Genomic DNA, 15,468 nt, shown 5'->3' on the forward strand with positions numbered 1-15,468 from the left:
CCACTCTTACGAGTGGCTTTTCTTTAAAAAAGATTTTTAAGTGTTTTATTAACGAATGGCCAGACGATCACCAGGAAGAATTGAACGTCTCTTGATGATATGACGGTTAGTTCGAATGATTGTACTCATCGGAACACCTGTTCTTTGGGCCACGCGCCACAATGTATCGCCTTTTTTCACTGTATAGAACACAGAAGGGTTCTTAATCAGCTTACCTTTCTTCCCATAAGAAGAGATCAGACGATCGTAACTACGACGACGAGAGTTTCTTTTAGTAGATTTCTCATAAATGTCAGCATACATGCTGGCGTGAAGAGAATGATCTTCGCGAAATGGAAGATAAACAACAGTTTTTGGTCCAAGCTTCTTGTCTGAGATATCAGGGTTGATCTCGGCCAGAACATCTACCGGAACTTTGAACTTACGAGAAATGTGCTGAAGTGAAGACTGACCATTTGTCACATAAGTTTTAAAGCTATCAGCAACTACTGAATCTTTATCTTTATACTCATCCCATGCGTCTTTCGCGCCTACTGGAACACGAAGTGGATACGTTTCTACATAAGGAGGGATTTGCCATCTCGTTACTTCAGGGTTGTAACGTTTAACTTCTTCGAAATCTAGCTCAAGAACTTCCGCCACTTCGTAAAGATCGGCGTTACCTTTTACCATGATTTCTTCGTAATCAAGGGCCTTCTCAAATTCGATATCAGTAAAACCAAATACGTCTAAGTTTTTACCAATGATCGCAAGGGCCATGATTTTAGGAACATAGTTCTTTGTTTCCGGACGAAGGTAACGACCCTTCGACATTTGCCAGAAATCTTTCGTGCGGTACATGCGAATCGCGCGTGCGACTTTCCCTTCTCCAGCGTTGTAACCAGCGGCCGCTAGTTCCCAAGAACCGAATAGACCGTGAAGCATCTTTAGATAGTTTGCAGCTGCGATCGTGGCCTTAAGTGGGTCACGTCTCTCATCTACATACCAGTCAATGTTAAGACCGAATTTTTTCCCAGTGGCTGGCATGAACTGCCAAGGACCAACCGCTTTCGCCCAAGAGCGAGCGTGGTTTTGGAAACCAGATTCTGCCATTGCTAGATAAATAAGATCGCGTGGAAGACCATTGTCCGCCATGATTTTTGAAAGAACTGGGGCATAACGACCAGCACGTTGAGTGTAGTTCACGAAATGCTTACGACCGCGGCCAGTGAAGAACTTCACCCACATAGCAGTCTGTTTATTCCAAGTAACAGGAATATCAAATTTTGTATTAGTAAGACCTAGCTCACGAGCTGCCTCAGGAGAGATCTCATAAGTTTGAAGTGGAGCTGTAAATGTAAGCTCATGGGCAGATCCATGGATACAGCCAGAACAATTAGGAAGATCTTTTTCAATTAGTTGTTCTTGAACACGATAATACTCGGCCTGTTCAGCAACGGAAGGATTATAGGATTTTTTACGGGATGCTTTTTTGGTGGTCGTTGTCGAACATGCCGTAAGAAGCAAAACTGCAAGCGGCATCATGGCCATCATTTTCATCATCTTTAATCCTTAATCTTCCGGGAGTAAGTAGGATTTCCCCGTCTATTAAACAGAATAATCCATTTGAACTTTCACCCCAAGAAGGCAAAAAAATTTTGTCCCGATGAGCTATAAACAAAGTCAATTCAGTGACTTGAGTACAACTTCCTGTAGGACCAAAAACACGCTTTACTTAAACACAAATCTTTGCTTTTTGAAATCTTAACTAAAAGAGTCAAATACCTAGAAAGAGGAACTTCTGTTCTCAAAAGGTGCTAAAATAAATGTTATGTTAAAACTCCTTATCATCTTGCCATGCCTCATCCTCATGTTTCAACCCTTAAACGCTAAAGTTGAAGCGCCTAATTACAATTTTAGTCTCGATACATTGAATGATTTCATGCCGGGTAAGACAGAAGCAGATCTTGAAAAGAAATATGGAAAGCCGGAAGTGATGAGTAATGAAGGGGGAATGAAGACTTTAAAATTTCAAGTTGCCCACATCCGCTATAAGTTCCCGGTCATCGTCCAGGTTCGCGAAGGACAGGTTCAGGACTTTTTCGCCCGTCTCCCCTCTTATTTTCTTCATGATGTGTTTTTTCAGTCGCTGATTAATCGCATGGGTAAACAAACAACTTATAAGAAAACTGGTGAAGAGGCCTACTACACTTGGGACGCCAAACCTCTAAAGCATATTTATAGTGCTGCTTGTACCATCACATGCTTTCCCATTTTCTATGCTGTTCATCCGGCCGACATGACTTCGAACCTGCTGAACAAAATGAGAAAAGCGAATTCGAAATAATCTTAGCGCTGAGTCAAAGGGTTCTTCACGTTGGCCTTCTTAGCAAGCATCAGGATGAAGTACGAAAGTACAATCATCGCTAAACACAAGAACTGACCCATTGTGAAGTATCCAAGATAGTAACCGAGCTGCGCATCCGGCTCTCTAAAAAATTCCACGATAAAGCGGAACACACCATAGCCCAACAAGAACACCGCACTCACGACGCCGTAGAAACGTTCACGCTTGTGGATGTAGAAAAGAATCGCGAAAAGAAAAATCCCTTCCAGAAGTCCTTCATAAAGCTGTGAAGGATGACGAGGAAAAGGACCACCGCCAGGAAAAACAATTCCGGCCCATGAATCAGTCACACGTCCATAAAGCTCACCATTGATGAAGTTACCAAGACGACCAAAAAGAAGTCCGGGTGAACCGGCAACGGCCAGACAATCCGCAATCTGAAAGAAATGTACGTTGTGTTTTTTAGCGAACATTAGAGTCGCTATACACATTCCGAAAACGGCACCGTGGAATGAAAGTCCACCTTTCCAAACCGAAAAGATGTCCATCAGGTTAACTGAATAGTATTCCCAGTTATAAATGAAAACATAGAAAAGTCGCGCACCAAGAAACATACCGATGATGAGCATCGTTACGTATTTATCAATCGCCTCTTTATCCAAGGGCCAGAACTTTTTATTGGCAAGATACTTCAATAGGAAGCTACCAACCACAAAGCCCAAAACATACATGGCGCCGTACCAGCGTACTTGTAAAGGTCCAACTGCGAAAATAACAGGGTCAATCCATTCTTGGTTCATGGAAATTAGCTTATAAAACTAAATGGGTGAAGACAACTAGAGATTAAGCAGGTTTTCCGTCACTGCATAAGAACCTGTCACCTGAGAGCTGATCTCATAGATGACTTTCTTCATGGAGTGAGAAATGCCATTAAAACTCAGAAGACATGTTGAAACACTTAAAAAAGAAATAATGTCTTCGCGAGACATTGAAGTCGGATGACTTACCTCTTTATCTTTTCTTAGGAGTTTAAGCTTTGAGCCCAAGCGGATCTCACCGCCGTTAGTAAAGATCATTTTCTTTTCAGCATCAATTAGCACAGCTTCACCAAATGATTGGGCCTGCTTCATGACAATGACCGTATCATCTTTAACTGTTCCCCAATAGCAAAGCACACCTTGTGCTGCCAGTGCCTGAGCAAGATAGCGAACAAGAATAACTCGTAAACCTACCATCTGATCAGTGTGAGAAATTTCAGGACTAATAGCAAGATCCCAAAAAGTCTTACTATTAGGCACACCCATGACACCTACTTTTCTATAGGTGTAAACGGGAACACCCATTTGAAGAGAAAGAGATTCAGGGCCGTATTTATCTAATAGATCGGAACCATTGATTTGCATTTGAAGACGAGCACTGGCCTCTTGAATAGTTAGCATGCGTGTATGAGCACGTTGAAGTTGAATCTTCTTGGATTCTTTTTCATTCAATTGTCCAAAACCCATCTCAGTTAAAAGATGCGTGAACTTAGTATTCAGTTCTGAGGTTTTAAGGCGAATAAACACCGGATAGTCATGTGACTTACGAAATTGAAAATAAACCCATGTAATGTTTTCCATACAAACCTCTTATCCATCTATTCGGTATTAAGAGATGATTAATGAGAAACTTTAGTTGGAGTCATCTGATCGGGTATTCTTGTCTCCATCTAACTCATTTACGAGATTCAAGACCTCTTGATCAGAGAGCATTTCGGGACCATGCCAGCGAACATGAGATTCAGTCTGATTCAAAATCTCATTCAAATCGGTCAGCTTGGCAATGCTCTTCTCCATGATGGATATCATTTCATCATCAGGAGGAAGTCTCTTACTTAAAATGAAAGTGGCAATCTTCAAGGTTTGAATGGGTGTATTGGTGCGATCACGAATATTTAAAAATATTTTGGCCACTTTTTCGTAGGCCTCTGCTTCTGCATGCTTGATACTAAGTTCACGGATGATCTTCTCATCACGATAACGAAAAAATAAAAGAAACAAAGACACAATTCCAAAGAGCATGGTGGAAGTAGGTTCAAAACCAAGAATCACCATTTGTAAATTTGGTATATCAAAATGAGTCCACATCACAATGGCCTCAATCCCAAAGATAATCATCAACAAGAGATTCACCCAGAAAGGACCCGGGACGAGGAAAGCAAGGGCAAAGAAATGAAGCTTAATAGCAGTGAAAGGACTAAACGCTAATGAGTGTGTAATGTAAATGACGTGCTGGTGCCAGGTTAAAAAATAGTAAGGTCCGTATATGAGAATAAACAGTGCCAATGCCAAATTGATCGTCCATTTTTTTCTGGCGAGAAAAGCAATGACAAGTCCCAAAACCGAAATCGCAACATGCACCCATTGAAACTTCAGATGTAAGTCATCATGATATTTTTCGGGAGAAGCATAGATCACAAGAAGAGTCGTCGTCATAACGAGGAAAGCAAGCGTCACTATAACATTCCAGGAGGCATGTTTTCGAACACTCAAACCTAGCTGCCCAAAGTTCGTTTTCATCCCCCAAGGCTAATAGAAGAAAAATCCCCTGTAATTTGAGACGCATTAGTCGTTTTCACGAAGTGTCTAAACTTTAGACACATGCTTTTTTTTAGACGGGAAAAGCAATTTTTAAGCATTTGTTAAGGGCACATCAGTGGCATGGGAATTGCTTATAGAAAACCAAATGACTATACAACAAACCTTGCTCTTGAATCAAAAGTTAAAGACCACGGCCGACAAGGACCTCTTCTCGTATTACGCCCGTCCTTTGACTTCAAAACTCCTTGAGACAATGGAACTCGCCAAGCACTTTTATCATGGTGAGGGTGACTATCTATTCTATGAAAAAGATCAAAAAATTCACCGTGTATTAGATCTAACTGGTGGCTATGGAGCAAATATCCTGGGCCACAGAAACCCTCATATTCTGGCGAAAGTTCAAGAGTGGCATGACAAAGGTTCACCTTCTCTTACACAGGGAAGTATCCGACAGGAAGCAGGCAAACTCGCGAAAAGAATTTCAGACACTCTTCATCAGGAGACCGGTGAAGGTCCTTGGATCACAACTTTTTCAAACTCAGGAACTGAGGCGGTTGAAGCAGCTCTAAAACACTGTTTGATCTACTTTGGTCATAAACTAATTGAAGTAGAGCAAGAGATTGAAAAAGAAATGAATGTTGCCCTCATTAAAATCAAGCGTTCACATGAGAACATTCAGGCAAAGTTTGTCCGTAATCTTCGTGTTGAGTTAACTGAAAAGATCTCTGATCTAAAGATGAATGAAGAAAGAAAGTCCTACTTCATTCACCAAATCAACAATGCTCTTGATATTGATGAACTCGTTTCATTGATTAGAGACATTAATAAAAAACAACTTTCTCAAAGACCTGGTTTCCTTGCTCTTGAAAAAGGCTATCACGGGAAGACCATGGGTTCTCTTGGCCTTACATTCAATGAGGGTTTCAGAGCTCCATTCTATTTAGGCGGAGATGACAACAAAACCACTAAATTTATTTCTCAATACATTGATCAATTAAGCTTCGAGAAAATTATTGAAGATTCAAAGCAGGATTTGATCTTCATCTCTGAAACTCCAAATGGAGTCGGCTGGGCCAAGCACTCATTCTCACTTCTTGCCGGTGCATTTGTTGAACCGATTCAAGGTGAGGCAGGAGTTCTGCCGGTTAATACTCCATTTTTAGCACTTCTAAAAAAATTCTCACTTCAAGAAGATTTCCTTCTTGTGTTTGATGAAATTCAGGCGGGGATGTACCGTACTGGAAAAATGGCCTCAGGAACTCATACTGATATTACGCCTGATATCTATACTTTCTCTAAGTCTCTTGGTGGTGGTATTGCAAAAATCGCTGCGACATCAATTAACAACAGAAAATATGTAGAGGACTTCGGATTCCTTCATACTTCTACTTTCAGTGATGATTATTTCTCATCAAGCGTGGCCCTAGAGGTTCTAAATGTACTTCAAGGCGAAAATTCACCTCTTACTGAAGGGCTTAAGACGGCTGATTTCATGGTCGCTCGTCTTGAATGGCTGCGTTCAAAATACCCGAACATTATTAAAGAAATTCGCGGTAAAGGCATGATGCTGGCGATTGAGTTCTATGACATCTTTAAAGAGATGGGCTTTGAATTTAAAACAATTTGCGACTCAAATATGCAGGGTTATATGATGGCCTCGGTTCTTCTGAACCATGAGAACATCCGTATGAGTCCTTCCCTATCAAATAATTTAACTTTGAGAATTGCTCCAAGTCTTTACTTCACGATTATCCAAGTAGAAGAACTTATCCAGGCCCTTGATAATATGGGCCGTGCTCTAAATGAGCGTAATGTTGCCTACTTCTTATCTTCGATTTATCCAGGCGAAGCAGTTACCAATGAAATGACTGATGCGCTTAAAACGGAAGTTACGGGCGAAAGACCAATCAGCGTTTTTCTTTGCCACCTAATTGATGAAGCTCACATTAAAAAAGTAACGAAATCACTTAAAGGTGTTCAAGGGGAAAGACTCCTCAGAAAACTTGCTCTTCCAAAAGATCTGGCTGAATTCGAAATTTATCACGCTCAAACTATTGTGGATAACAATGGTGTTGAGATGGATGTGGTGATGCTTGGGATTCCGGTGACATCAGAAGAACTAAAGAAAACATTTACTTCAAGAAACAAATATAAAGTCGTTCAAAAAGTTCAAAATGCAGTGGATTTCGCCAAAGAAATTGGAGCTTCAACTGTTGGCCTGGGTCAATTCACTTCAATTGTTTCGGGCAACGGCCTGTATCTTAACTCGCGTGGAATGAACCTTACGACCGGTAACGCTTATACAATCTCTCTAACTGTGCAATCTGCTATTCGTTCAGCAGAAGAGAAGAACATTGATCTTAAGAATTCAACCGTTGCCCTTATCGGCGCAGCCGGGAATATCATGTCAGTGGCAACTAGCCTCATGGCAGATCATGTTGGCAAGGTGATCATGCTTCACCACTCGCCTCTTGAATCAAGCTTAAAATACCAAGAAGCAACGAAACGCATTCTGGATGAAATCGCGGCATCAAAGGCCGATTCAAAAGTCGTGGAAATTGTTTCTAAACATTGGAAAGACAGAGACCTATTGAAGTTCTTAAATAACGAAGAAGTAAAAGAAGTATTCGTAGCTTCGGCCGATATCACTCAAATTAAAGAGGCCGACATGGTTCTGTGTGGAGCAAGCGCCTCGAATGGTTTCTTGAGCCTGGATCTTTTTAAACAAAACGCAGTAGTGGTTGATGTGGCCGTTCCTCCATCAATCAAACCTGAAATGATCGCAAAAATTGAATCGGAAAGACCTGATCTGACTTATCACCTTGGTGGCGTGGCCTCAATTCCACAAGACCAATCTCTAAATTTCATTGTGTTCCCTCTTGGCCACAATGAATGTTACGCCTGCATGGCCGAGACCTTCTCACTAGGTTTTAGCGGTAAGAAGAATTTCCTTAATATCGGTGATTTAAGTAAAGACATCGTCATGGAAGTTCAAGACATTTCTAAGAGTGTGGGATTCACATTAGGTAAAGTTAAAACAAAAAGCTCTCTATAAATCCTTACCGTAAAGCACGTACTGAGCGTAGGTTGTTTGAGATTTCTCTTCAAACGATCTGCGCGATGGTGAATTCGTGTGCTGAAAAGTCACTAGAACCTTTCGCATTAAAGCCCCCCAGAATTGAATGCGTTTCGAGGCCTGAATCTGAACTCCCTTGATCTCTTCACCATTTGGGCCAGGAATTTTACCCACGTGAGCAATCATAAAGCAGGACATATTCATTCGCAGCCGGGCCATGATCCAGGCCTTTTGAATGAGATTTGGTTTCTTCCCTTTATATTGAGACAGAATAGGCAGAGGATCGGCAAAGTTAATACTAAAACCAACCGGCTTCCCTCTTAACTCGACAATATAGGCATACCAAGGATGGATGATGTATTTAAAGTCATCATAGATGACTTTAAATTGTTCAAACGAAATGGTTTCGAACTCAGGCATGTTTTTATAGGCCTCAGTAAAAAGCTGATGAATGATTTTAAGTTCGTTTTCCCATTCATTCATCCTCACACAACGGATCGTCGTGCGAAGCCCCTTGTTCTTGGTCTTACTATGACTCCCAGTGGGTTTTACTGCAAGTTTCTTTCGCTTTAAAAAGTAATCAATAATTCCCTGAATCTTTTTAAGGCGATAAGTATCCCAGCGGCCAATTTCTTTGAACCCAGTCTTCTCAAATAGATCATGGTAATAATCCGGATAAACTGGCTCACCCCAAACTGGCTTTTCACCGCCAGGAACTCGTATGCGATATTTAACAAAAAAGTTCAAATCGATTGGAGTTTTAAGAACGGTGAGATTATTTTTCTTAGCTACTTGTTCAATTTCTTTTATCAGAATCTTTGCGGCTTCTTCATTATTTTCCCAATCAAGAAAACCCAAGTTCCCTTGGTTCGTTCCCTTCCGCCATGAAAGAATTCCTTTTGCAAGGACCTTATCACTCTTCACCATCACTGCTGTCCACGAAAAATCAGAAAGGAAAACTGAATCAGGTCCGAAGAAGCGAGAGTAATCAGCGTTGGTCTCAGGAAAGCTCACCTCAATATCGCGATGAATTTTGTTTCTAAAATTCACGAATTCCGTGAAAAATGTCTCGTCCCAGACGTCTACTGATTGAATGTTCAAGTTCTTCTCCTGAAATTCATCAAAATATTATTGAGAGGTCGAAGGCTGATTCCCGCTTCGTTTCTCTGCTCTTTTTCGAAGTTCACCATGTCCCAATCAAAATGTTGGATCAAGGTGGCAAGAATGATTTTCGCCTCCATACCTGCAAAGTAAGCACCTATACAGGCACGAGGTCCAAGCCCATAGGGATAGAAAGCGCCTTGAACGATTTTCTTTTTCTCAGTCGGAAGAAAACGCTCGGGCCAGAACTCATTAGGTCTTTCCCAAAGATCTTTCGCTCGATGACTTAAGTATGGGGCAAGAACCACATTGGCCTTTGGAGGAATTTTTAAGGCCCCTATTTGGTCCGGCACTTCTGCTTGTCGCATGAAAACCCATACCGGAGGCCAGAGTCGCATCACTTCATCAATGACGGCTCCATGCCAAGGCATGGCATTGAGTTCTTCGAAGTTTTTATTTTTAAAAAAAGTATCAGCTTCAACTTTGAGTAGATCTTTGTATGAAGGATTTTTTGCAAGCTCCATCAAAGTCCAGGTCATCGAATTCGTAATCGTTTCATGACCGGCCATCATGAAAGTCATAATTTCATCCCTGATCTCAAGGTCAGTCATTTGAGCAGTGCCCTCTTCCTGGGCATCGATTAGGAGCTGCAATAGATCATGTTTCTTCTGACCTTCCCTGCGCTCTTTAATGATCCCATAAACATGATGATCAAATTTCTCAATGATCTTTTTCATTCGTTGATGGTTTTTAGTCGGGACCCAAAAAGGAACAGGAATTGATGAACGGGTCTTGCTCGTCACAATTTGCATAAGATCAAGAATATCTTCCAGCCAATCATCCATTTCTGTGGTGATTTCTTGAGAGAAGAGGGTCTTCAGAACGATACGCCAGGTAAGTCGGTTCATCTCTCGGAAAGCATTAACTTCCGTTTGCTTTTCAATCTCCGGAACAAACTCCATAGAGGTCGAGAGAATTCGCGGGGCCAGTTCATAAACACTTTTGATATTCATGATAGGACGAATGAGACGATGCTGCTTACGCCAGGAATCACCATCATTTGTAATCAGCCCACGTCCCAGAAATGATCGAAGGGCCTTTGTAGTGCGACCTTTAGTGTAACCATTGTTATTTGTTTTCAGAACATGCAGAACGTCCTGAGGATCACTGATAATGAAAACGTCTTTCCCAAAGAAGTTCAAGTGAATGCGATGTCCATGTTTCTCATGCATCTTAATCACAAACCCTAAAGGATCTCGACGATATTCTTTTAAAGTCGCATAGGATTCAAAGTAGCTCATAAGACCTCAATTGTTCCCTTGGTCGCATCAATTCTTAAACGATCACCCGTTTTGATTTTTTGGGTCGCGTGTTTTACACCCACAATGGTTGGAACATTCAGTTCCCTACCAATGATGGCCGTGTGACTAAGGAGTGATCCCTTTTCAGAGATCAGTCCCTTACTTCGAGACATGATATAGACCCACGCCGGGTCAGTGTTCTTGGTAACAAGAATAAACTCTTTTAAATTAGATTGAAGAGCATCGTTTGGATTTTCCAGCACCAAAGCTTCGGCCTCAGTGATCCCAGGGGAAACACCTTGACCATTTAACGCTCCCATCTCGGTATTAGCTGAGAGCTTTGGAAGCGCTTCTGTTTCTACCCACGGGATGATCTCTGGATAGTTCTGTTTCTTTGTCTGCCAGCTTTTACGTTTACTGATTAAGGTCTGGGCCTCTTCAGTACTCATCGCTCCTGAGGCATAAGATAACCATTCCGCAGAACTAAGTGAGAAAAAATCCAAGAGACCAAATAATTTCCAGGACTCATTTTCATTCATCAAATCTTGGCCAACTTTCAAAACGAGTTGACGATATAAATGGTAATAGCGTCCTCGCCACAATCGTGTCGCTTCCCTCATTGCAATCGCTTCTTGCGTAAAGGTGACCACTTTTCTCTCTATCCAGGAAAGCTCAATATCGTAAATTTTATGATGTGTCGGTTTAATAATCGAAGGATTCTTTTTGGCCCATTGGAGGAGTTGATTCACAAGAATAGGATTGTTCTTCATGGGAAGACTTTCGAGTTTCAATTCCTCGAAAGAGCGATCACCATATTTGGCTAAAAATTCTTCTAAGGCCTGAACCTCTTCCCCGAATCCTTTATTTTTTAAATGGCGAAAGACATTCTCATAAGGATGAAATCCAATCTGCAGATCAGATTTTGCAAGGGCCTCAAGAAACTTTTCACTTAACTTAGAAACCACCTGATTAAAATGTTCCAAAGGTTTAACTGAGTCCACACCTTCAGTGGTCTTTAGAAGATCGATGACTTGATCTTCCGGGAGTCCTTTCTTCTTCAATACTTTTGTTAGAATCCCAAGTCCCATCATGACGAAGATATCATTTACAATCGTTAGACCAAAGCCCAGCGGCCGATTCATGAGGCCAGTAATATACTCGATAGTTTCTTTTGAACTTTTCAACTTTTTGATGTCGGCCTCAATCGAGGCATGATTTTTTTCAAAGTCCATCAAGAGTGGACCAAAGATCTTCTTTCGATGAAGAATCAGTTTCAGCAAGGTCTTAATGGTCACAATGGTCTCAAATTTGGAAAGCTCAGTATCATGGTGAGGAATATCAACACCACTCACTTTGCCACCAATCATCTGGTGCCAATTATGAATGTTTTTTTCTCCCCCAGGAAGTGCTCTTAAAACGGCATAATAGTGTTCGAGGTTGTAGTAAAGATGGTCATCTACCACACTGATTAAATTTCTATAGTGACGATTGAGAATCTCCAATCGTTTTCCATGGGCCCCTAAAATGACCGCTGATTCACGGAACACATTTTCGTAGGCCTTTTTTACAAAGCTCGCCGAGAAAGGACTCACCGTCCCGGGATATGATTCAGATAAATTCGTATCGACGAAAACCTTCAGTGGCTCAAATGATCGAGTAATGGGACGAATCTGAAAAAGATAAAGTTTTCCATCTTTGAAGCCCCATTCGATATCACTCGGAAGATCAATCGCTTTTTCCATTTTGAGCGAAATGCCGATGAGTTCTTGGATTTCCGATTCAGTTAAAACGGCCCTATCATTTTGCGCCAGATGCGAGACCAATTCTAAATTACGTGTGTATTGATAGTGATCAACGATAGCGTGCCCAGAAACTACACCTTCTCCCATTCCAAAAGCAGCATCGATGGCAATTACTGAGGTTGGCTCAACTGGAGAACGAGTAAAGAGGACCCCACTCTTCTCTACTTGAATCTGTTCTTGGGCCACAACCGCCATGAGAAGATCGACTTTCAGATCTTTCTTTTGAATATACTCTTTTACTCTATCTGAATGAACAGAGGCATAAATTTTAAAAAGTGAATCTTTCCACGTTCTCTCAGTTACATCCAGAATGGTTTCAAACAATCCGGCAAAGCTTGAATCAGCGTTATCTTCTGAGATCATAGAACTTCTTAAAGCAATCGTAGGATGCGCTTTGAAAAATTCCTGAAACTTCGTCTCCACTTCAAAAGGAAGTTTCTGATGTTGAAGGAAGTATTTAAAACTCTCAGTAGTAAGTACAAAGAACGATGCGACCGGCGCTCCCCAATGGACGAGCTTTTGAAGGTGGGCACCTTTGCCACCAACCAGCTCTACCGATGCTAATTCTTTTTGAGAGCTTATATAATTCATAGAAGTGCTGCGACTAAAAGAAATGCTACTACAGTGAGGATCTGCCCTTCCGCATAAGGTTTAAGTGGTTTTGGTAATTTCAAATTTACGAGAAACGAAATGGAAGGCAGCATGAAACCAAACTGAATCAAAGAATAAGAACCGATTAGCCACAGCGGTGAATCAAGTCTGGTAAAGATCGTGAGAACAGTTGCATTAAAGATCAGCTGGAGAATCAGTGCAATCAAAACTGCCGGACGTGGCCCGAAAATTTTAGAATAAGTGGTATATCCAGTTTCCTGCTCAGGAGCGCGAATTTTTCGAACCACTTCCCAGTTTGTAAAAATGAGACAAAGAGGCAGAATATAAAATGCCTTATCCAGATTCACAGATGGGTTCATCTGCATGCAGGCAATCATGAGATAGATAAAATTAAACAATACAATCGGGTGATGACTGATGAAAGCAAGCGGAAGACTTTTTCTCATACGTTCTTCAATAAAAAACCACTTTAGCATGAGGAATGTAAATCCAAGGGTAATGAAGGCCCAAATTAAGAGCTTCATCGAGGACATGCTTAGAAATATCACGGCCATGACACAAAAAACGCCAAGGGAAACGAGGTCTTTTTTCTCTACTCTTCCCGAAGGCAGAGGGCGATTCGGAAAATTGGTTAAATCATCCTGATAATCTTTAAACTCATCCATGATACGAATTAAAAGCGAGATACAAGTCAGAACAATGCCAGGAACAATAAGAAAAAGAATCGAAGTAGGTCTTAATTCATATAAACGAAGATAAATTAATTGCACCGCCACCGCAGTGAAAATCGAACCAATGATGGCCGATAGCGGAAACATCTCATTCAGATAAATACCTATTCGTTTAATCATAACTTCCTAAAATGGATTCTTTCGAATGCCGGCTTTGTATAAAGATACATTGATCACTAAATGAATAACGGTTCCAAATACAATGGTAAGCACAATTGTGGTCCACGAAATCGGCAAAAGTATCCGGTACGCCAACATGCATCCGAAGGCAGAATCTGCCTGATCGAGAACAACAAAAAACCATTTGAAGCGATCAGAGGTCTGACCCTCTTTCACTCCGAGTCGACGCTTGATAAAAGAATTGGGAAGTTCGGCCAGACAATATCCCAGCCCTAAGAGAAGGCCCAAGAGCCAAGCTGGCTCTGTCGTAAGTAGTGGTGCATTTAAGTCGAATAAAGTTTCAAGTTTTTGAGCAAGTATCACTCCTGGCCAAGTGGCCAAGGGCATTATGAAAAATCCGCGCCATGTTTTGTTTAGGCCGAACCATCTTTGATGAATGGGCTTCTTCAAGTAAGATAAGATATCCGCTTTTACTGCAATCATGTGAAGGATTCCCCCTACGATAAGTGGAACCGACAGTAAAATTACACGAACAAATTCGTGAGAAGGTAAACTTGAACTCATATATAAGATTATATGCTGAACACTGAAAACCGCTACCTTTTCAAATTTGCCTGGAAGAGTATTCGCAGAAATGCGGGTCGAAGTTTTTTTATCGGCTTCTCAGTTTCACTGGCCGTTGTTATCGCTGTATGGGTCATCGCTTTCTTTGATGGGTTAAATTCACAAATTGAAAAAGCGGTTGTTAATACCAATACAGGTTTCTTCCAGGTACAAGATCCGGTCTATGCGGCCACGACAGACTCATCCTCTCCTCGAGAATTCACCCCGACCTTGGCACAAACTTTAAGTAAAGAACCGGTAAGTGCCGCATCTCCAGAACTCGTACTAGACGGAAATATTTCAACTCCTGAAGGAGCAACTGGTCTTTTAGTTATTGGGATCGATCCAGAAATTCATAAACAGCTCATGCCTATTTATGAAAAAATCACCTCAGGAACATTTCTTACTCAAGATGATGAGTACGGAGTCGTCATTGGACAAGAACTAGCGACTCTCTTCAAATTCAATGTTGGGGATCAGATGGTTCTTAACTACCAGGACAAGGTCGGAGAACTTCGCTCAGAGCTCATTACAATTCGAGGCATCTACCACTACAACAGTAAAGGTTTTGAAAAACGCTTTGTTTATATTAATCAAAAGACTTGGCAGAATCTTTTCCTGAACGAGTACACCGGAAAGACCCTCTTTAATCGAGTGACCATCCTGACTCCTGATCTAAAATACGAACCTATTGTGCATGATCGAATCCAGGGCACAGACTTAAAGTTAAAAAGTTGGAAACAACTGAATCCCGAAATGGCCGTGGTTTTAGAGTTCCACGATGGTATGATTAAATTCTTTTTCCTGATCATTGCATTGACCATTACGATGACAATTATGACTCCGGTCAGAATGCTCTGGCAGGAACGTTTTAAAGAATTGAAAATGATGAGTATCATCGGAGTATCTGCCAGTAAGTTCTGGAAGATCGGTATCTATGAAGTCATCCTGATGATTCTTTTATCCAGCGTCTTCTCCATCTTCATGCTGACTGCCATCATTGGAACCCAGACCCGAAACGGAGTAGACTTCCGCTATCTAAACGACGGGGTTGCCATAGAAAGGGCCGGGATTAAACTCCCAGGGATCATCTTCCCTAAACTCACACCTGAGCAGCTTCTCATTACTTTCTTATTCGTGATTTTTGTCCTGAGTATCAGCTATCTCTGGTCCATCTATCGCACACTCACAAAGCTTGAGGCAGAAATATGAGAGGA

The 15,468-nt window shown here is 41.4% G+C and carries 12 protein-coding genes; 3 read left to right on the top strand and 9 right to left on the bottom strand.

Annotation, left to right across the window (positions count from 1 at the left end):
- Positions 1–48: 48 nt before the first annotated feature.
- The gene (locus SOO65_RS19985; protein WP_321394811.1) at positions 49–1,542 is read right to left on the bottom strand and encodes a lytic transglycosylase domain-containing protein; all 1,494 of its coding nucleotides are present in this window, start codon (positions 1,540–1,542) and stop codon (positions 49–51) included.
- A gap of 268 nt (positions 1,543–1,810) precedes the next feature.
- On the opposite strand from SOO65_RS19985, the gene SOO65_RS19990 reads away from it, so the two are divergent.
- Positions 1,811–2,326 carry a hypothetical protein gene (locus SOO65_RS19990; RefSeq protein WP_321394813.1) on the top strand — a complete coding sequence of 172 codons (516 nt, stop codon included), beginning with the start codon at positions 1,811–1,813 and terminating at the stop codon, positions 2,324–2,326.
- A gap of 2 nt (positions 2,327–2,328) precedes the next feature.
- On the opposite strand, the gene lgt is transcribed toward SOO65_RS19990, so the two are convergent.
- From lgt to SOO65_RS20005, 3 genes are read right to left on the bottom strand one after another with little or no spacing between them, the layout of a single operon-like run.
- Positions 2,329–3,126 (bottom strand): prolipoprotein diacylglyceryl transferase, encoded by a 798-nt coding sequence (gene lgt / locus SOO65_RS19995; protein WP_321394817.1) that lies wholly within the window; start codon positions 3,124–3,126, stop codon positions 2,329–2,331.
- Between the two features lie 36 nt (positions 3,127–3,162).
- Complete coding sequence (locus tag SOO65_RS20000; protein ID WP_321394820.1) at positions 3,163–3,945, bottom strand: hypothetical protein; 783 nt, start codon at positions 3,943–3,945, stop codon at positions 3,163–3,165.
- Positions 3,946–3,996: 51 nt separating this feature from the next.
- A complete protein-coding gene (locus tag SOO65_RS20005) occupies positions 3,997–4,884 on the bottom strand; it encodes a hypothetical protein (RefSeq protein WP_321394823.1) in 888 nt (295 codons plus the stop codon).
- A gap of 166 nt (positions 4,885–5,050) precedes the next feature.
- On the opposite strand from SOO65_RS20005, the gene SOO65_RS20010 reads away from it, so the two are divergent.
- Positions 5,051–7,960, top strand: a complete 2,910-nt coding sequence (locus SOO65_RS20010; protein ID WP_321394825.1) for an aminotransferase class III-fold pyridoxal phosphate-dependent enzyme — start codon at positions 5,051–5,053, stop codon at positions 7,958–7,960.
- Here SOO65_RS20010 and SOO65_RS20015 read toward each other — a convergent pair.
- Genes SOO65_RS20015 through SOO65_RS20035 form a run of 5 tightly spaced genes read right to left on the bottom strand, consistent with a single transcriptional unit; the run spans position 7,955 to position 14,212 of the window.
- On the bottom strand, positions 7,955–9,082 hold the full coding sequence (locus SOO65_RS20015) for a hypothetical protein (protein ID WP_321394828.1): 1,128 nt from the start codon (positions 9,080–9,082) through the stop codon (positions 7,955–7,957). The two genes, SOO65_RS20010 and SOO65_RS20015, sit on opposite strands and share 6 nt — an antisense overlap.
- Positions 9,079–10,383 (bottom strand): cytochrome P450, encoded by a 1,305-nt coding sequence (locus SOO65_RS20020; protein WP_321394831.1) that lies wholly within the window; start codon positions 10,381–10,383, stop codon positions 9,079–9,081. Before SOO65_RS20020 ends, SOO65_RS20015 begins: the two co-directional genes overlap by 4 nt.
- Entirely contained in the window at positions 10,380–12,776 is a 2,397-nt protein-coding gene (locus SOO65_RS20025; RefSeq protein ID WP_321394834.1) for a PEP/pyruvate-binding domain-containing protein, read from the bottom strand. Before SOO65_RS20025 ends, SOO65_RS20020 begins: the two co-directional genes overlap by 4 nt.
- Complete coding sequence (locus SOO65_RS20030) at positions 12,773–13,648, bottom strand: UbiA family prenyltransferase (RefSeq protein ID WP_321394837.1); 876 nt, start codon at positions 13,646–13,648, stop codon at positions 12,773–12,775. Before SOO65_RS20030 ends, SOO65_RS20025 begins: the two co-directional genes overlap by 4 nt.
- A 6-nt stretch (positions 13,649–13,654) precedes the next feature.
- Positions 13,655–14,212, bottom strand: coding sequence for a CDP-archaeol synthase (locus tag SOO65_RS20035; RefSeq protein ID WP_321394840.1), 558 nt, complete (start codon positions 14,210–14,212; stop codon positions 13,655–13,657).
- A gap of 12 nt (positions 14,213–14,224) precedes the next feature.
- Between SOO65_RS20035 and SOO65_RS20040 the strand changes: the two genes are divergently transcribed.
- Positions 14,225–15,463 (top strand): ABC transporter permease, encoded by a 1,239-nt coding sequence (locus tag SOO65_RS20040; RefSeq protein ID WP_321394842.1) that lies wholly within the window; start codon positions 14,225–14,227, stop codon positions 15,461–15,463.
- Positions 15,464–15,468: the final 5 nt, after the last annotated feature.

Source organism: Peredibacter starrii, from assembly GCF_034259205.1.
GTDB lineage: Bacteria > Bdellovibrionota > Bacteriovoracia > Bacteriovoracales > Bacteriovoracaceae > Peredibacter > Peredibacter starrii.